The sequence below is a fragment of the Kaistia sp. SLG-1 genome, assembly GCF_059699055.1.
In genome coordinates, this window is the sequence record NZ_AP048544.1 from 5144240 (window position 1) to 5161722 (window position 17483).

Genomic DNA, 17483 nt, shown 5'->3' on the forward strand with positions numbered 1-17483 from the left:
ACAGACACCATGAGCAGGATCGCGGAACAGACCGCCGACATCGCGGCTAAGCTCAAGCCGGAGAATTTTCGCCGCATCGTCGTCAAGGTCGGTTCGGCGCTGCTGGTCGACCGGACGACCGGCAGATTGCGCGAGGACTGGCTGTCGGCCTTCGTCGACGACGTCGCGGCGCTGGCGTCGGGCGGCCGCGAGGTGCTGCTGGTCTCGTCCGGCGCCATCGCGCTCGGCCGCGGCGTGCTCGGCCTGCCCAAGGGCGCGCTGAAGCTCGAGGAGAGCCAGGCGGCGGCCGCCGTCGGCCAGATCGCGCTGGCGCGGGCCTATTCCGAGATGCTCGGCCGGCATGATCTGAAGGCCGGGCAGATCCTGCTGACGCTCGGCGATACCGAGGAGCGGCGGCGCTATCTGAACGCCCGCTCGACCATCGGCACGCTGCTGAAGCTCGGCGCGATCCCGGTGATCAACGAGAACGATACGGTCGCGACCAGCGAGATCCGCTATGGCGACAATGATCGCCTCGCCGCCCGCGTCGCCTCGATGATGGGCGCCGACCTGCTGGTGCTGCTCTCCGACATCGATGGGCTCTACACAGCGCCGCCGCACACCGATCCCAACGCCACCTTCATTCCCGTCGTCGAGCGCATCACGGCGGAGATCGAGGCGATGGCCGGCGGCGCCGGCTCTGAATTCTCGCGCGGCGGCATGAAGACCAAGGTCGAGGCGGCGAAGATCGCCACCGTCGCCGGCGCTGCCATGCTGATCGCGCTCGGCAAGCCGCTGAACCCGTTGAAGCGCATTGCCGACGGCGCGCAGGCGACCTGGTTCCTGCCCGAGGTAAACCCGGTCACCGCGCGGAAGAAGTGGATCTCCGGCCATCTGGAGACGCGCGGCGTGCTGGTGATCGACGACGGCGCGATCCGGGCGCTGCGCTCGGGCAAGAGCCTGCTGCCGGCCGGTGTGCGCCGGGTCGAGGGCCGGTTCCAGCGCGGCGACGCGATCATCGTGCAGGGGCCGAGCGGCGAGGAGATCGCGCGCGGCCTCGTCGCCTATGACGCGGCCGACGCCGAGCGGATCGCCGGCCGCAATACCAAGGAAATCGAAACGATTCTCGGCTTTGCTGGGCGCGCCGCGATGGTCCATCGCGACGACATGGCGCTCCGCGGCGAATAGGATAGCAAGATGACCACATCCCTCCTCCGCGACAGCGAGACCGATACGGTCGAAGCCGTGATGCTGGATATCGGCCGCCGCGCCCGCGCCGCCGCCCGCCGCCTGGCGCTGGCGCCGACGGCGCAGAAGAACGCCGCGCTGACCGCCATGGCAGCGGCCATCCGCGCCCGGGCCGGCGACATCCTCGCCGCCAACGCCAAGGATGTCGCGGCGATGCAGACGGAAGGCGCGCTCGCCTCCTTCCTCGACCGCCTCACCCTGACGCCGGCCCGGATCGAGGGCATCGCGGCGGCGATCGACGAGATCGCCACCCTGCCCGACCCCGTCGGCACGGTGATCTCCGCCTGGGACCGGCCGAATGGCCTGCATCTCGAGCGCGTCCGCACGCCGCTCGGCGTCATCGGCGTCATCTATGAGAGCCGTCCCAACGTCACAGCCGACGCCGGCGCGCTCTGCCTCAAGGCCGGCAATGTCGTGATCCTGCGCGGCGGCTCGGATTCGTTCCATTCGTCGACCGCCATCCACGCCGCGCTGGCCGAGGGCCTGGTCGCCGCGGGCCTCCCCGCCGACGCCATCCAGATCGTGCCGACCCGCGATCGCGCCGCCGTCGGCGCCATGCTGTCCGGCCTCGACGGCGCCATCGACGTGATCGTGCCGCGCGGTGGCAAGAGTTTGGTCGCCCGCGTCCAGGAAGAGGCGCGCGTGCCGGTCTTCGCCCATCTCGAGGCGATCGTGCATCTCTATGTCCACTCCGGCGCCGACCTCGCCATGGCGAAGACGCTGCTGGTCAACGGCAAGATGCGCCGCACCGGCGTCTGCGGCGCCACCGAGACCATGCTGATCGACCGCGCCATCCTCGACACCCATCTGGTGCCGATCCTCGACGCGCTCGTCGCGGCGGGTTGCGCCATCCGGGGCGACCGCGAGGTCTGCGAGCGCTTCCCGGCCGCCACGCCCGCGACCGAGGCAGACTGGTCGACCGAATATCTCGACGCGATCCTCTCGGTGAAGGTCGTCTCCGGTCTCGACGAGGCGATCGACCATATCGAGACCTATGGCTCGCACCATACCGACGGCATCATCACGACGGACGAGGCCGCCGCCGCGCGCTTCCAGGCCGAGGTCGATTCCGCCATCGTCGTGCACAATGCCTCGACCCAGTTCGCCGATGGCGGCGAGTTCGGCTTCGGCGGCGAGATCGGCATCGCGACGGGCCGCATGCATGCGCGCGGCCCCGTCGGCCTGGAGCAGCTGACCTCGTTCAAATACCGCGTCAGCGGCGCGGGGCAGACGCGGCCGTGAGCTCGGACGGGGGGAGCGAGACGGCGGGAGGCAAGATCGATCCGGCGCTGCGTTCGGCCCTGAAGCTGCCCTATGCGGCGCCCGGCCAGCGCATCGGCCTGTTCGGCGGATCCTTCGATCCGCCGCATCAGGGCCACCTGCTGGTGAGCCTGATGGCGCTGAACCGGCTGAAGCTCGATGCCGTCTGGTGGCTGGTGACGCCGGGCAATCCGCTCAAGGGCCACGCGCCGGACCAGCTCGGACGCCGGGTGGCGGCGGCGCGCGACATGGCGCGGCATCCGAAGATCCACGTCACCGCCATCGAGGCGACGCTGAAGTCGCGCTTTACCGCCGATACGCTCGCCATCCTGAAGGACCGGCTGCCGGGGGTCGACCTCGTCTGGCTGATGGGCGGCGACAATCTGCGCCAGTTCCACCGCTGGCGCGACTGGCGCCGCATCGCCGAGCTGATGCCGATCGCGATCTATGACCGGCCGGGCAGCACCTTCACCGGTCCCGCCGCACCGGCGGCGATCGCGCTCCGGCGCTTCCGATTGCCCGAACGCGACGCCGAGCGGCTTGCCACGGCCCCGACACCGGCCTGGACCTACCTGCACGGGCCGCGCATCGCGCTTTCTTCGACGGAACTGCGCGCCAAACGCCGGAACGGCGCCCCGGCGTCTTGAAAGCGCCACAGCGACGTGCCTATGTAATCTTTGCGACGATACCGTCGCGCGGAGCGTCTCGCTCCCGGCCAACAGAAGGCCAAGCACGCCAAATGGCGAAAGGACTGACCACTGACGACGGCAATGCAGCCTGAGGGCGCAATCGAACGCGCGCCTCACCGAGTGGCCGTGCGCCGGCAGATTGCGGCGAACGACGCTCTCACAGCGATCCTCTCCAGCCTCGATGACTCGAAGGCGGAGGACATCGTCTCCATCGACATCGCGGGCAAATCGGCGCTGGCCGACTACATGGTAGTCGCGTCTGGCCGTTCGCAGCGCCATGTCAGCGCGATCGCCGAGCATCTCAGCCGCGATCTCACGCTGGCCGGCGGCCGCGTCGCGCGCGTCGAGGGCGTGCCCCATTGCGATTGGGTGCTGCTCGACGCCGGAGACGTGATCGTGCACATCTTCCGGCCCGAAGTCCGCTCCTTCTACAATCTCGAGAAGATGTGGTCGGCGGACGAGCCCCAGGCGGCGACTGCCGCTGCCAAGGCGCGGGACCTGCCCGGGACCTGACGGCCGCACGATGCGCATCCTGATCGCCGCCGTGGGTCGGCTCAAGGCCGGCCCCGATCGCGCGCTGGTTGATCGCTATGTCGACAGGGCCTCGCAGGCCGGGCGCGGGCTCGGCCTCACCCTTTCCGTCCGCGAATTCGTGGAAAGCCGCGCTGCCCGCGCCGACGAGCGCATGGCGCAGGAGGCGACCACCCTGCTCGCCGCCCTGCCGGACGGCGCCATCCTGGTGGCGCTCGACGAACGGGGCGAGACCCCGTCCAGCGCCGCCTTCGCCAAGCGCGTCGGCGACTGGCGCGACCAGGGCGCGCGCGATCTCGTCTTCGCCATCGGCGGCCCGGACGGCCATGGCGAGGCGATCCGCAAGCGGGCCGACCTGAAGCTCGCCTTCGGGGCGATGACCTGGCCGCACCAGATCGTGCGGATGCTGCTGGCGGAGCAGGTCTACCGGGCGATGACGATTCTCTCCGGCCACCCCTATCATCGCGAATGAACGGTCGCGCTTCGGCCGCAATCCAGCACTACGGTACGTCAATCCCGGTTGACGGTCCGTTAGGATTTCACAGCCATAGCTCTCTGCTGAACCTTCAGCCATAGCCGTCGAGCGCCTGCTCTTGCTTCGAAATTCGGTCTCTTCGTTGCCTCGACAGCTACTTCCCGCGATCGGACGGGTTGCCATCGTAGCCGCCCTCGCCGCCTCGGCGGCGCTGCCGGCGGCGGCGCAGAACGCGCCGAAGCCCGGAGCGCAGGCCGCGAGCGCCGAAAACAGCGACGCCGACGACCAGAGCGCTCAGGACCAGACCACCTCTTCCGGCATGAGCGAGACCGAGCAGCAGCGCGCCGCGCGCCGGGCCGAGCTCGACGCCATCACCCGCGACATCGCGGTTACGGCCGAACGCCAGACGGCGCTCCGTACAGAACTGGACCAGCTCGACAAGGATCGCACCTCGCTCAACAAGTCGCTGATCGAGACGGGCGAGCGCGCGCGCGGGCTGGAGCGCCAGATCGACCAGGCCGAGCAGCGCATGGGCGGCCTCCTCGACGAGGAGAAGGGCGTGCATGCCTCGCTGATCGCGCGGCGCGGCGTGCTGGCCAATGTGCTGGCCGCCCTGCAGCGGATGGGCCGCAAGCCGCCGCCGGCGATCGTCGTCCGCCCGGAAGACGCCCTCGCCTCGGTGCGCAGCGCCATGCTGCTCGGTTCCGTCGTGCCGGAGCTGCGCGAGGAAGCGGAGGCGCTCGCCGCCGACCTGCAGCATCTGGTGTCGCTGAAGGCCGAGCAGGCGCGCGAGCGCGACCGCATGCGCGCCGACGCCAGCGCGCTCGCCGAAGAGCGCACCCGCATCGAATTTCTCGTCGACGACAAGCGCAAGGCGCGCGCCCGCTCCGAGCAGCAGCTGGCCGAGGAGCAGGCGAAATCGCAGGAACTCGCCCAGAAGGCCACCAGCCTGCAGGGCCTGATCGCCGATCTCGAAGGCCAGTTGAAGGCCTCCGCTGATGCCGCCGAGGCGGCGCGCAAGGCCGAGGCGGCCAACCAGGCGGCGATCGCCGACGGCCGCGCCACCAAGCAGCCGCAGAGCCTCGGCGAGGCCGATCGCATCGCGCCCGCCGTCGCCTTCGCCGATACCAAGGGCCTGCTGCCGCGCCCGGCCAACGGGACCCAGCTGAAGGCATTCGGCGATCCCGACGGCCTCGGCGGCACGACGCAGGGCCTGTCGATCGCGACCCGCGCCTCGGCGCGCGTCTCCTCTCCGTCCGATGGCTGGGTGGTCTATGCCGGACCGTTCAGATCCTACGGACAACTCTTGATCATCAATGCCGGCGGCGGGTATCATATCCTGCTGGCAGGAATGGAACGGATCGACGTCGAGCTGGGCCAATTCGTTCTCGCAGGGGAACCTGTGGCGCAGATGGGATCGCGGCTTCTGGCAAGCAGCAGCACCGTCAGCGTTGGCGCGACGCAACCCGTGCTCTATGTCGAATTTAGAAAAGACGGTAACTCGATCGACCCGGCCCCATGGTGGGCCCGATCCAACGACGAAAAGGTTGGCGGATGATACGCAACGCTTCGCTGCTCCTGGCCGGCACCATCATCGGCGCGACGGCAGCCGTGACGTTTACCCAGGTACCGAGCCTCATTCCGGGCGTCGCGCATGCCGCGGTCTCGGATACCTATCGGCAGCTCAATCTGTTCGGCGACGTGTTCGAACGGATCCGCTCCGACTATGTCGAGAAGCCGGATGACACCGCCCTCATCGAGGCAGCGGTGAATGGCATGCTGACGTCGCTCGACCCGCATTCGAGCTACATGAACCCCAAAGACTTCAAGGACATGCAGGTCCAGACCCGCGGCGAATTCGGCGGGCTCGGCATCGAAGTGACCATGGAGGACGGCGTCGTCAAGGTCGTGTCGCCGATCGACGACACCCCGGCGGCCAAGGCCGGCATCCTGGCGGGCGACCTGATCGTCGCGCTGGATGGCGAGGCCATCCAGAACATGAATCTGAACCAGGCCGTCGACAAGATGCGCGGCGCGGTCAACACGCCGATCACGGTCACGATCCAGCGCAAGGGCACCGAGAAGCCCTTCGACGTGAAGATCGTCCGCGACGTCATCCGCGTCCAGTCGGTTCGTTCGCGCACCGAGGGCGACGTCGGCTACCTGCGCATCTCGAGCTTCAACGAGCAGACCTATGACGGTCTGAAGTCGGCGATCGAGAAGCTGCAGAAGGACATCGGCAAGGACAAGGTCAAGGGCTACATCCTCGACCTGCGCAACAATCCGGGCGGCCTGCTCGACCAGGCCGAGCTCGTCGGCGACGCCTTCCTCGACAAGGGCGAGGTCGTCTCGACGCGCGGCCGGCATGCCGACCAGAACATGCGCTACGACGCCCGCCCGGGCGATCTGACCGACGGCAAGCCGATCATCGTGCTGATCAATGGCGGCTCGGCTTCCGCCTCCGAGATCGTCGCCGGCGCGCTGCAGGATCACAAGCGCGCGACCATCCTCGGCACGCGTTCCTTCGGCAAGGGCTCGGTGCAGACGATCATCCCGCTCGGCTCGAACGGCGCCATCCGCCTGACCACGGCCCGCTACTACACGCCGTCCGGCCGCTCGATCCAGGCCAAGGGCATCGATCCGGACATCCAGGTCGTGCAGGAGCTGCCGCCGGAGCTGAAGGACAAGGTCACCGACACCAAGGGCGAAGCCTCGCTCAAGGGCCACCTCACCAACGAGGGCGGCGGCGACGAGGGCACCGGCTCGCAGGCCTATGTCCCGCCGGAGGCGAAGGACGACAAGCAGCTGCAGGAGGCGATCGGCCTGCTGGACGGCCGCCAGGCCAACAGCGCCTTCCCGCCCAATCCTTCGGCGGCAGTCCCGAACTAAGATCCAGAACGGCGCCCCTCGGGGCGCCGTTTTTCTTTGGGCGTTCAGATCCCCCTGCCGCAGGCAGGCCGGTGGCTCGAGCTCGGGCGTTGGCGGTTCCACGGCCCCTTCCGCCGCCGGCAACCTTTGCCGGGAGGCCTCGTTCAATCCACCGGGACAGCCACGTCGCCACCACGCGACCGTTGCTCCGGCCGTGCTATCCTGCCGGCGAACCGCGTCGACGCCGCCATGGCGTCGCTCCGGCCTCCCCTCTGCCAACCGATACGATGGCTCCCCAAATGGCATCCAAGAAGAACATCGACCCCAAGCTCCTCCCCTACCGGCCCTGCGTCGGCACCGTCGTCTTCAACCGCGACGGCCTGGTCTTCGTCGGCGAGCGCTCGCCCAATGCCGAGCTGACGCCGGGCGACCCGGTCTGGCAATTGCCGCAGGGCGGCATCGACAAGGGCGAGGAGCCGCTCCCCGCCGCGCTCCGCGAGCTCTATGAAGAGACCAACATCCGCTCGGCCTCCCTGCTGGAAGAGGCCGAGGGCTGGTTCGACTACGACCTGCCGGCGGAGCTGGTCGGCATCGCGCTCAAGGGCAAGTATCGCGGCCAGCGGCAGAAGTGGTTCGCCTTCCGCTTCGACGGCGACGAGAGCGAGATCGACGTGCTTCAGCCCGGCGGCGGCCAGTTCGAGGCGGAGTTCATCTCCTGGCGCTGGGAGCGTCTCGAGGCGCTGCCGTCGCTGATCGTGCCGTTCAAGCGCCGGGTCTACGAGCAGGTCGTCGACGCCTTCCGCCACCTCGCAGCGCCCTAGCGTTCGGCCCGGAGTTCAACAGCGAGTCCTGTTTTCCCACTCAGCCCGCTTTGCCCGCCACCTCTCCCTGAGGGAGACCTTTGCACAACACCGCCGTCACCGCGCTCATCGGATCTCGCCACCCTCCGCCGTCATCCCGGCGTAGGCCGGGATCCAGACGCACAGGCCTGTGGCCGATAGGCTGAGCCAAGCTTTCCGGGCCGGTGTTCATGGGCCCCGGCCTCCGCCGGGGCGACGGCGCCCTGCCTTTAGGTCTTGGACCGAATGGCGACCTTCGGAGTTCTTGTACGGGCCAGACCTTTAGGACGCGGCGACGGACCGCCATCCGCCCGCCAAAGACAAAAAAACCCGCCAGCGGCGATCGGCCGTTGGCGGGTTTTTCGTTCGGTGACGCGCGGCCGGAGCCGCGCGAAAACTCAGTGGCCGAGCGCGGCGCGCACGTCCTGGAGCTGCGTCAGCTTGGTCTGCGCGACCGTGCGGGCAGCATCGTCGCGCGCGTCGGCGACGTCTTCCTCGGCATTGCGGATCTCGGTCGCGATCTCCTCGGCGCTGAGGCTTTCGACCGGGATCGCCTGCTCGGCGAGGATGGTCAGGCCGGCTCCGTTCACGTCGGCGAAGCCGCCGCGAACGAAGAACTTCTGCACACCGCCACCGACCAGCGTCACGACAACGCAACCGGGCTTGATGGTCGCCATGAAGGGAGCATGGTCCTTGAGGACCGTGAACTCGCCCTCAGTGCCCGGCACCACGACCGACACGACCGACTCCGACAGGAGGAGCCGCTCGGGCGAGACGAGTTCGAACGGGAACGGTTCTGCCATGTTGGGCTCTTTCTCTCGTCAGTCGATCAGGCTGCGGCCGCGAGCTTCTTGGCCTTGGCGATCGCTTCGTCAATGGTGCCGACCATGTAGAACGCGGCTTCCGGCAGGTGATCGTAGTCACCGTTGCAGAGGCCCTTGAAGCCCTTGATGGTGTCTTCGATCTTGACCTGGACGCCCGGCGAACCGGTGAAGGCCTCGGCCACGTCGAAGGGCTGCGACAGGAAGCGCTCGATCTTGCGGGCGCGGGCGACGGTGAGCTTGTCCTCTTCCGAGAGCTCGTCCATGCCCAGGATCGCGATGATGTCCTGGAGCGACTTGTAGCGCTGCAGGATCTGCTGCACCTGGCGGGCGACCGCGTAGTGCTCCTCGCCGACGACGGCGGGGGTCAGCATGCGCGAGGTCGAGTCGAGCGGATCCACGGCCGGGTAGATGCCCTTTTCCGAGATCGCGCGCGACAGAACCGTCGTGGCGTCCAGGTGGGCGAAGGAGGTGGCCGGCGCCGGGTCGGTCAGATCGTCGGCCGGCACGTAGATGGCCTGCACGGACGTGATCGAGCCCTTGTGCGTGGTGGTGATGCGCTCCTGCAGCTGGCCCATGTCGGTGGCCAGCGTCGGCTGGTAGCCCACGGCCGAAGGAATACGGCCGAGCAGTGCCGACACTTCCGAACCCGCCTGGGTGAAGCGGAAGATGTTGTCGACGAAGAACAGCACGTCCTGGCCCTGGTCGCGGAAGTGCTCGGCGACGGTCAGGCCGGTCAGCGCGACGCGGGCGCGGGCGCCCGGCGGCTCGTTCATCTGGCCGAACACGAGGGCGCACTTCGACTTCACCGACGGATCGGGATTGTGCGGATCGGCGTTCACCTTGGCGTCGATGAACTCGTGATAGAGGTCGTTACCCTCGCGGGTACGCTCGCCGACGCCGGCGAACACGGAGTAACCGCCGTGCACCTTCGCGACGTTGTTGATCAGTTCCTGGATCAGAACCGTCTTGCCCACGCCGGCGCCGCCGAACAGGCCGATCTTGCCGCCCTTGGCGTAGGGAGCGAGCAGGTCGACGACCTTGATGCCGGTGACGAGAATGTCGGCCGAGGTCGACTGCTCCGAATACGACGGAGCGGGCGCATGGATCGGACGCAGGCCTTCAGCCTCGACCGGGCCGGCCTCGTCGATCGGCTCGCCGATGACGTTCATGATGCGGCCGAGGGTGCCGGCGCCGACCGGAACCTGGATCGGACCGCCGAGATCCTTGACCTTCTGGCCGCGGACGAGGCCTTCCGAGACGTCCATGGCGATGCAACGGACGGTGTTCTCGCCGAGATGCTGCGCGACCTCGAGGACGAGGCGGTTGCCGTTGTTGTCGGTCTCGAGAGCGTTCAGGATCGCGGGCAGATGGCCTTCGAACTGCACGTCGACGACGGCGCCGATGACCTGGGTGACGCGGCCGGAGCCGGCCTGCTGATTGGTGTTCGCCATGGTGTTAAACCTTCCAAAAATCCGGTCAGAGCGCCTCGGCGCCCGAAATGATCTCGATCAGTTCCTTGGTGATCATCGCCTGGCGCGTCCGGTTGTACCGGAGCGTGTACTTCTTGATCATCTCGCCTGCATTGCGCGTCGCGCTGTCCATCGCCGACATCTTGGCGCCCATTTCGGAGGCCACGTTCTCGAGGAGAGCACCCAGAATCTGCACCGAAACATTGCGCGGCAGCAGATCCTCAAGGATCGCGGCCTCGGCCGGCTCATATTCGTAGTTCGGCGATGCGGCGCCGGCTTCCACTGCGGGAACCTGAGCCGGAATCACCTGCTGCGCCGTCGGGATCTGCGAGATCACCGAACGGAACTTGGCGTAGAACAGCGTCGCGACGTCGAACTGGCCGTCGCCGTAGAGCTGCAGCAGCTTGCGGCCGATCTGGTCGGCGTTTTCGAAGCCGATCTGCTTCACCGTCCTGAGCTCGATCAGCTCGATGATCTCCGTCTGGAACTGGCGACGAAGAACATCATAACCCTTCTTGCCGACGCAGAGGATCTTGACGGTCTTGCCCTCGCGCTGCAGGCGCAGCGCGTGGTCGCGGGCGAGGCGCGAGATCGACGAGTTGAAGGCGCCGCAGAGGCCGCGCTCGGCGGTGCAGACGACGAGAAGATGCGTCTGGTCCGATCCGGTGCCGGCAAGCAGCTTCGGGCCGTCGTCGGTGCTGACGCCGGCGGCGACATTGGCCAGAACGGCGTTCATGCGCTCCGCATAGGGGCGCGCAGCTTCCGCAGCAGCCTGGGCACGACGCAGCTTCGCCGCGGCGACCATCTGCATCGCCTTGGTGATCTTCTGGGTCGCCTTCACCGAGGCGATGCGATTTTTTAGGTCCTTAAGGCTCGGCATGAGCTTCCCTGTCGGTCGGAATGAAACCCGGGTGGCGCGTGGCCACCCGGTTCAGACCTGGATTCAGGCGAACGTCTTGGCGAAGCTGTCCAGGGCGGACTTGAGCTTGGCGCGGGACTCGTCGTTCAGCTCGCGCTTGTCGCGGATGCTGGCGAGGAGTTCCTTGTGCTCGGTCCGCAGCGCGGCCAGCAGGCCGGCTTCGAAAGCGCCGACCTGGTTGACCGGGATGGCGTCGAGATAGCCGTTCACGCCGGCGAAGATCACCGCGACCTGCTCTTCGACCTTCAGGGGCGAGAACTGGGGCTGCTTCAGCAGCTCGGTCAGGCGCGAGCCGCGGTTGAGCAGCTTCTGCGTCGTGGCGTCGAGGTCGGAGCCGAACTGGGCAAATGCCGCCATTTCGCGGTACTGCGACAGCTCGCCCTTGATCGGGCCGGCAACCTGCTTCATCGCCTTGATCTGGGCGGCCGAGCCGACGCGCGACACCGAGAGACCGACGTTCACGGCCGGACGGATGCCCTGGTAGAACAGGTCCGTCTCGAGGAAGATCTGGCCGTCGGTGATCGAGATCACGTTGGTCGGGATGTAGGCCGACACGTCGTTGGCCTGGGTCTCGATGACCGGCAGAGCCGTCAGCGAGCCGTTGCCATTGTCGTCATTGAGCTTGGCAGCGCGCTCGAGCAGGCGGGAATGCAGGTAGAAAACGTCGCCCGGGTAGGCTTCGCGGCCCGGCGGACGGCGGAGCAGCAGCGACATCTGGCGGTAAGCGACGGCCTGCTTCGACAGATCGTCATAAACGATCAGCGCGTGCATGCCGTTGTCGCGGAAGAACTCGCCCATGGCGCAGCCGGCGAACGGAGCCAGGTACTGCATCGGGGCCGGGTCGGAAGCGGTCGCGGCGACGACGATCGAATATTCGAGCGCGCCGCGCTCTTCGAGCACCTTCACGAACTGCGCGACGGTCGAACGCTTCTGGCCGATCGCGACGTAGACGCAATAGAGCTTCTTGGACTCGTCGCCGCCTTCGTTGATCGACTTCTGGTTCAGGATCGTGTCGAGCGCGATCGCGGTCTTGCCGGTCTGGCGGTCGCCGATGATCAGCTCGCGCTGGCCACGGCCGACCGGGATCATCGCGTCGATGGCCTTGAGGCCGGTCTGCATCGGCTCATGCACCGACTTGCGCGGGATGATGCCCGGAGCCTTGACGTCGACGCGGCGACGCTCGGTGAACTCGATCGGGCCCTTGCCGTCGATCGGATTGCCGAGCGCGTCGACGACGCGGCCGAGCAGACCCTTGCCGACCGGCACGTCCACGATGGAGTTGGTGCGCTTGACCGTGTCGCCTTCGGCGATGTCACGGTCGGAGCCGAAGATCACGACGCCGACATTGTCGGTTTCGAGGTTCAGGGCCATGCCACGGGTTCCACCGGGGAACTCGACCATCTCGCCGGCCTGGACGTTGTCCAGACCGTAGACGCGGGCAATACCGTCACCGACCGACAGAACCTGTCCGACTTCGGAAACCTGAGCCTCGGAGCCGAAATTCTTGATCTGCTCCTTGAGGATTGCGGAGATTTCAGCGGCGCGGATGTCCATCAGCCGACCTCTTTCATGGCGATCTTGAGTGAATTGAGTTTGGAACGAACCGACGTATCGATCATGCGGCTACCGACCTTGACGATCAGTCCGCCGATCAACGCCGGATCGACATGCGAAGTAAGCGTGACGTCCTTGCCGATCTGGGCCTTGAGCGCTTCCTTGAGCGCCGCGGTCTGGGAATCGGTGAGCGCCTCGGCGCTCGTCACCTCGGCGGTGACTTCGCCGCGATGCTTGGCAAGCAGCTGGCGGAAGCCAACGATCATGCCCGGCACGGCGAACAGACGACGGTTGCTGGCGGCAACCTTGACGAAATTGGCGACGAGACCGCCGATCCCGGCCTTGGCCAGGACGGCCGTGACAGCGCGAAGCTGGTCGTCGGCTGCGAAAACCGGGCTCTGGACGAGGCGAACGAGATCGTCGCTCTCGCTCAGAAGGGCCGAAAAACGAGACAGATCGGCATCGACGGCGTCGAGCGCGCCGCTCTCGAGGGCCAGATCAAACAGTGCCGTCGCATACCGCTCGGCGACCCCTGATACGAGAGTTTTGTCTTCTGCCACCTGATCCTCGCTCTGTGACGCGCCCCCACTTCCGGGTTAATCCGGGAGCTGCACGCAACGCCTTGAACGTATTGAAGATTTTCTCAACGGTTTGACGCCGTTGAAAACGGCATTCCCCGAAGCCGCGCGTTCGTTAGCACAGCATCCAGCGACTCGCAACACAGGCAGGCGCTTCTATCGTCGAGAAAACCCGGCCGATGAGCCTGTGGACGCTCAGAGGAAGCTTTGCGGATCGATATCGACCTGCACACGGAGACTGCCGCGCGCCTGCGGCGCCCCGGCGAGCCAGTCGCGCAGGAAGCCCTGCAAGTCGACCGCGCGCGGCGCCTGGACCAGCAACCGGAAGCGGTGGCGGCCGCGCAGCACGGCGAGCGGCGCCTCGGACGGGCCCAGCACCATGACCGGACCGCTCTCCGGCGCGGCGCGCCGCAGCGCCATCGCATAGCCGTAGGACGTCGCCCGGTCGGCGGCCGAGACGATGATGCCGGCGAGCCGGCCGAAGGGCGGCAGCACGGCGACGCGGCGCGCCTCGATCTCGCGGGCGTAGAACGCCTCGCGGTCTCCCGAGGCGATCGCGGAGATCACCGGATGCTCCGGCGCATAGGTCTGCAGCAGCGCCCGACTGTCGCCGCCGGCGCGACCGGCTCGGCCCGTCACCTGCGCCAAGAGCTGGAAGGTGCGCTCGGCGGCGCGCGGGTCGCCATGGGCGAGGCCGAGATCGGCGTCGACGACGCCGACCAGCGCCAGGAGCGGGAAGTTGTGGCCCTTGGCGACCAGCTGCGTGCCGATGATGATGTCGGCGCCGCCGTTTCGGATGGTGTCGAGCTCGTCGCGCATCCGCTTGACGCCGCCGAGGAGGTCGCTCGACAGGATCACCCTTCGAGCCTCCGGGAAGTGCTTCGCCACCTCCTCCGCCACGCGCTCGACGCCGGGCCCGCAGGCGACCAGGCTGTCCTCCGCGTCGCAGACCGGGCACTGGTCGGGGCGGCGCTCGCTATGGCCGCAATGATGGCAGACGAGCTGGCCCCGAAAACGGTGATCGACCAGCCAGGTCGAGCAATTGGGGCACTGGAAGCGATGGCCGCAGCTTCGGCAGAGCGTCAGCGGGGCATAGCCGCGCCGGTTGAGAAAGAGCAGCGCCTGGCCCTTGTTGCCGACGGTCTCGCCAATCGCCTTGATCAAGGACGGCGCCAGGAATTCACCGCGCTCCGGCGGATCGATGCGGAGGTCGACCGGCGTGATCTCCGGCAGCTTGGCGGCCGCATAACGCGCCGACAGCACGATGCGGCGATAGCGGCCCTGGTCGGCGTTGACCCGGCTCTCGATCGACGGCGTCGCCGAGGCGAGCACGACGGGGAAGCCGCCGAGATGGCCGCGCACCACCGCCATGTCGCGGGCGTTGTAGATGACACCCTCTTCCTGCTTGTAGGCGGTGTCGTGCTCCTCGTCGACGACGACGAGCCCGAGTTTCGCAAACGGCAGGAACAGCGCCGAACGGGCTCCGACGACGGCCTGCACCTCGCCGGTGGCGACACCGCGCCAGACGCGCTCGCGCAGCCTTGGCTGCATCTCCGAATGCCATTCGGCCGGGCGATGGCCGAAGCGGCGGGCGAAGCGATCGAGGAAGTCGCCGGTGAGCGCGATTTCCGGCAGCAGAACCAGCGCCTGCTTGCCGGCCCGCAGCGTCTCGGACACGGCCTCGAAATAGACCTCCGTCTTGCCCGAGCCGGTAACGCCATCGATCAGCGACACCGAGTAGGCGTTGGCCGCGACAGCCTCGCGCAGGAGCTCCGCCGCGTCGGCCTGGCCGGGATCGAAGGTCGGGCGGGCATGATCGGGCTCGGGCGGCAGGGTCAGGGCCGGAGGCGGCAACTGGATCGCTTCCAGCACGCCCTGCTCGACCAGCCCGTTCACGACGCTGGACGAGACCGCGGCGAAGCCGGCGACGGCGCTTTTCGGCATCGGCTCGCCGCCGGCGAGCGCGTCGAGCACGCGCTGGCGTGCCGCCGTCATGCGGTCGGGCATCTTGCCGGAGAGTTTCAGCGCCGGCACGGCGCGCGGCGGCTCCAGCGCGTCCGGCGCCCGCAGCACCATGCGGAGCACCATGCCGCGCTGCGTCAGCGTGTAGGATGCCACCCAGTCGACGAAACGGCGGAGCGTCGGATCGAGCGGTGGCGAATCATAGCGATGCAGAACGGCGCGCAGCCGGTTGTGGCCGACGGAGGGATCGACCGGATCATCCCAGACGGCGCCGATCATCTCTCGCGGCCCAAGCGGCACGCGCACGACGTCGCCCGGCGCCAGATCCAGGCCGGCCGGAACCTTGTAGGTATAGGGTCCATCTACCGCCAGCGGCAGCAGCACGGACACGGTGCGGCCCAGTTCCAATGCGAATCCCCGGAACGACGAAGCGTCAGGCGTGTTCTTGACCCATATCGAGCCCATCACTCAAGCGGATGTCCCCATGATCCTCGAACATGCCCTTCTCAAGGTGAAGCCCGGCCGATTTGCGGCCTTCGAGACGGCGATGGCCGAAGCCGCGCCGCTGATCGCCGCCAGCCCCGGATTCCTTGGCCTGGAGGTGCGGCCTTCGGTCGAGAACCCCGGCACCTATCTGCTGCTGGTGCGCTGGGAGAACCTGATCGATCACGATCCCGGCTTCCGCCGCTCCGACCGCTACCAGCGCTGGAAGGAACTGCTGCACGATTTCTACGAGCCGTTCCCGGACGTGCTGCATTTCGCCGACCCATTGCCGCTTTGAGGGAATCGGGCAAGGCAAACGCCTTCGACTCCGCGGGCGATGGCCGGCGGAGGTGAAGAGGCGCGCGGGGCGCATCGGTCCGCCGACGGCGAGCGGCTGCCGGCGAAAGGGATACAAGTTCGGTGCTCGCACCGCCCGCCAGGACGATCCGAGGCCCCGCGCGGCGAAGGTCTCCATCACGGTCGCAGTGGCTCCGGGTGCTTACGCTTCTCTTTTCCACCCGCCAACGCGCGGGGATCGCTCCCGGCCCGCCTCGGACCCCGGCGTTTGCGAGGCCCAGCGCCTGCGTCCGCGACGCCGCGACGACCCGGTTCGTTACACCTGTCGCCTCGGCCTCCGCATTCCCGTCCGCGCCTCGGAACGACCGGTTCGCCCTCTTCAGGGGCGGGAACGAACGGATCATCGCATGGCGCGGGAGAGCGGAGATGGATGGCGAGACTATCCCCGCCCGGCGATCCCTTTAAGGGTTCTCTAACCATGGCGGCGGTTTGATCCATCCATGTCCTCCGCACCGCTCGTCATCGCCGCCCGCGACACGCTCGACCAGATCGAGGCGTGGGGCGAACATCTGCGCGGCGAGAAGCGGCTGTCGCCGAAGACGCTGGAAGCCTATTCGCGCGATCTCGAGCAATTCCTGTCGTTCCTGACCGGCCATATCGGCAACCCGCCAACGGTCGCCGACATCGCCGCCCTGCGCACGGCGGACCTGCGCGGCTTTATGGCGACGCGGCGCTCGGCCGGCGCCGGCGCGCGGACGCTGGCGCGCGGCCTCGCAGGTATCCGCTCCTTCATCGGCTTTCTGGAACGCGAGGGCCTCGCCAATGGCGCCGCCTTCCGCGCCATGCGCGCGCCGCGCCAGCCCAAAACCCTGCCCCGCCCGATCGCCGCCCCGGTGGCGCTCCGTGTCGTCGAGGCGGACGAGCAGCTCGACGAGGAGCCCTGGGTGGCGGCGCGCAACGCCGCCGTGCTGGCGCTCTGCTACGGCTCGGGCCTGCGCATTTCCGAAGCGCTCGGCATTCGCCGCGCCGAGGCGCCGCTCGATGCCACGGCCACGCTGCGCGTCACCGGCAAGGGCGGCAAGACGCGGCTCGTGCCGGTGCTGCCCGTGGTGGCGGAGGCGGTTTCAGAATATCTCCGCCTCGCGCCGTCGCAGTCGAAGCCGGAGGGACCGCTCTTCCTCGGCGTGCGCGGTGGCCCGCTCAAGGCGCGCATCATCCAGCTCGCCATGGCGCGGCTGCGTGGCGCGCTCGGTCTGCCCGACAGCGCCACGCCGCATGCGCTGCGGCACTCCTTCGCGACGCATCTGCTCGCCAATGGCGGCGACCTTCGCGCCATCCAGGAGTTGCTCGGCCATGCCAGCCTGTCGACGACGCAGGTCTATACCGCCGTCGACATGGAGCGCCTGCTCTCCGCCTTCGAAAGCGCGCACCCGCGCTCCGACGGTAATCGGGCGGATTGAGGGTCAGCGGCGAGGCCGCTCCTCGCTTCCCTCCACAGCTGACCTTTC

The 17483-nt window shown here is 68.0% G+C and carries 16 protein-coding genes; 10 read left to right on the forward strand and 6 right to left on the reverse strand.

Features of this window, described 5'->3' with window-relative positions:
- Nucleotides 1-9: 9 nt before the first annotated feature.
- The 8 genes from proB (at nt 10) to AC6HZP_RS23825 (ending at nt 7871) form a co-directional block, all read left to right on the forward strand.
- On the forward strand, nt 10-1167 hold the full coding sequence (gene proB, locus AC6HZP_RS23790) for a glutamate 5-kinase (protein ID WP_201401385.1): 1158 nt from the start codon (nt 10-12) through the stop codon (nt 1165-1167).
- Nucleotides 1168-1176: 9 nt separating this feature from the next.
- On the forward strand, nt 1177-2469 hold the full coding sequence (locus AC6HZP_RS23795) for a glutamate-5-semialdehyde dehydrogenase (RefSeq protein WP_497524844.1): 1293 nt from the start codon (nt 1177-1179) through the stop codon (nt 2467-2469).
- Nucleotides 2466-3134: a nicotinate-nucleotide adenylyltransferase gene (locus AC6HZP_RS23800; protein ID WP_497524845.1), complete on the forward strand. Its 669-nt coding sequence runs from the start codon at nt 2466-2468 to the stop codon at nt 3132-3134. Before AC6HZP_RS23795 ends, AC6HZP_RS23800 begins: the two co-directional genes overlap by 4 nt.
- Before the next feature lie 168 nt (nt 3135-3302).
- Complete coding sequence (rsfS, locus tag AC6HZP_RS23805; RefSeq protein WP_244669667.1) at nt 3303-3689, forward strand: ribosome silencing factor; 387 nt, start codon at nt 3303-3305, stop codon at nt 3687-3689.
- A gap of 10 nt (nt 3690-3699) precedes the next feature.
- Nucleotides 3700-4179: a 23S rRNA (pseudouridine(1915)-N(3))-methyltransferase RlmH gene (gene rlmH / locus AC6HZP_RS23810; protein ID WP_497524846.1), complete on the forward strand. Its 480-nt coding sequence runs from the start codon at nt 3700-3702 to the stop codon at nt 4177-4179.
- Between the two features lie 145 nt (nt 4180-4324).
- Complete coding sequence (locus AC6HZP_RS23815) at nt 4325-5740, forward strand: murein hydrolase activator EnvC family protein (protein ID WP_497524847.1); 1416 nt, start codon at nt 4325-4327, stop codon at nt 5738-5740.
- Nucleotides 5737-7071, forward strand: coding sequence for a S41 family peptidase (locus tag AC6HZP_RS23820; RefSeq protein WP_201401389.1), 1335 nt, complete (start codon nt 5737-5739; stop codon nt 7069-7071). Before AC6HZP_RS23815 ends, AC6HZP_RS23820 begins: the two co-directional genes overlap by 4 nt.
- Before the next feature lie 278 nt (nt 7072-7349).
- Nucleotides 7350-7871: an RNA pyrophosphohydrolase gene (locus AC6HZP_RS23825; protein ID WP_497524848.1), complete on the forward strand. Its 522-nt coding sequence runs from the start codon at nt 7350-7352 to the stop codon at nt 7869-7871.
- A gap of 416 nt (nt 7872-8287) precedes the next feature.
- On the opposite strand, the gene AC6HZP_RS23830 is transcribed toward AC6HZP_RS23825, so the two are convergent.
- The 6 genes from AC6HZP_RS23830 to AC6HZP_RS23855 form a co-directional block, all read right to left on the reverse strand.
- Nucleotides 8288-8692, reverse strand: coding sequence for a F0F1 ATP synthase subunit epsilon (locus tag AC6HZP_RS23830; protein ID WP_201401391.1), 405 nt, complete (start codon nt 8690-8692; stop codon nt 8288-8290).
- 26 nt (nt 8693-8718) lie between these two features.
- The gene (gene atpD / locus AC6HZP_RS23835) at nt 8719-10164 is read right to left on the reverse strand and encodes a F0F1 ATP synthase subunit beta (RefSeq protein ID WP_497524849.1); all 1446 of its coding nucleotides are present in this window, start codon (nt 10162-10164) and stop codon (nt 8719-8721) included.
- Between the two features lie 25 nt (nt 10165-10189).
- Nucleotides 10190-11062 carry a F0F1 ATP synthase subunit gamma gene (locus AC6HZP_RS23840; protein ID WP_201401393.1) on the reverse strand — a complete coding sequence of 291 codons (873 nt, stop codon included), beginning with the start codon at nt 11060-11062 and terminating at the stop codon, nt 10190-10192.
- Nucleotides 11063-11125: 63 nt separating this feature from the next.
- Nucleotides 11126-12655, reverse strand: coding sequence for a F0F1 ATP synthase subunit alpha (atpA, locus tag AC6HZP_RS23845; protein WP_201401394.1), 1530 nt, complete (start codon nt 12653-12655; stop codon nt 11126-11128).
- Nucleotides 12655-13215, reverse strand: coding sequence for a F0F1 ATP synthase subunit delta (locus AC6HZP_RS23850; protein WP_201401395.1), 561 nt, complete (start codon nt 13213-13215; stop codon nt 12655-12657). The genes atpA and AC6HZP_RS23850 overlap by 1 nt, the downstream gene beginning before the upstream one ends.
- A 213-nt stretch (nt 13216-13428) precedes the next feature.
- Nucleotides 13429-15597 carry a primosomal protein N' gene (locus tag AC6HZP_RS23855; RefSeq protein WP_497526847.1) on the reverse strand — a complete coding sequence of 723 codons (2169 nt, stop codon included), beginning with the start codon at nt 15595-15597 and terminating at the stop codon, nt 13429-13431.
- Between the two features lie 82 nt (nt 15598-15679).
- Here AC6HZP_RS23855 and AC6HZP_RS23860 point away from each other — a divergent pair, with 82 nt between their 5' ends.
- Both AC6HZP_RS23860 and AC6HZP_RS23865 read left to right on the forward strand, forming a co-directional pair.
- Nucleotides 15680-15976, forward strand: a complete 297-nt coding sequence (locus AC6HZP_RS23860) for an antibiotic biosynthesis monooxygenase family protein (protein WP_201401396.1) — start codon at nt 15680-15682, stop codon at nt 15974-15976.
- Nucleotides 15977-16475: 499 nt separating this feature from the next.
- The gene (locus AC6HZP_RS23865; RefSeq protein WP_497524850.1) at nt 16476-17435 is read left to right on the forward strand and encodes a tyrosine recombinase XerC; all 960 of its coding nucleotides are present in this window, start codon (nt 16476-16478) and stop codon (nt 17433-17435) included.
- The last annotated feature ends 48 nt before the right edge of the window (nt 17436-17483 follow it).

What these genes read in the sequence shown, in the direction of transcription:
- AC6HZP_RS23820 (WP_201401389.1), top strand. Translation starts at nt 5,737, where the DNA reads ATGATACGCAACGCTTCGCTGCTCCTGGCCGGCACCATCATCGGCGCG.
- atpA (WP_201401394.1), bottom strand. Translation starts at nt 12,655, where the DNA reads ATGGACATCCGCGCCGCTGAAATCTCCGCAATCCTCAAGGAGCAGATC.
- AC6HZP_RS23840 (WP_201401393.1), bottom strand. Translation starts at nt 11,062, where the DNA reads ATGCCGAGCCTTAAGGACCTAAAAAATCGCATCGCCTCGGTGAAGGCG.
- AC6HZP_RS23865 (WP_497524850.1), top strand. Translation starts at nt 16,476, where the DNA reads ATGTCCTCCGCACCGCTCGTCATCGCCGCCCGCGACACGCTCGACCAG.
- rlmH (WP_497524846.1), top strand. Translation starts at nt 3,700, where the DNA reads ATGCGCATCCTGATCGCCGCCGTGGGTCGGCTCAAGGCCGGCCCCGAT.
- AC6HZP_RS23860 (WP_201401396.1), top strand. Translation starts at nt 15,680, where the DNA reads ATGATCCTCGAACATGCCCTTCTCAAGGTGAAGCCCGGCCGATTTGCG.
- AC6HZP_RS23825 (WP_497524848.1), top strand. Translation starts at nt 7,350, where the DNA reads ATGGCATCCAAGAAGAACATCGACCCCAAGCTCCTCCCCTACCGGCCC.
- AC6HZP_RS23795 (WP_497524844.1), top strand. Translation starts at nt 1,177, where the DNA reads ATGACCACATCCCTCCTCCGCGACAGCGAGACCGATACGGTCGAAGCC.
- atpD (WP_497524849.1), bottom strand. Translation starts at nt 10,164, where the DNA reads ATGGCGAACACCAATCAGCAGGCCGGCTCCGGCCGCGTCACCCAGGTC.
- proB (WP_201401385.1), top strand. Translation starts at nt 10, where the DNA reads ATGAGCAGGATCGCGGAACAGACCGCCGACATCGCGGCTAAGCTCAAG.
- AC6HZP_RS23830 (WP_201401391.1), bottom strand. Translation starts at nt 8,692, where the DNA reads ATGGCAGAACCGTTCCCGTTCGAACTCGTCTCGCCCGAGCGGCTCCTC.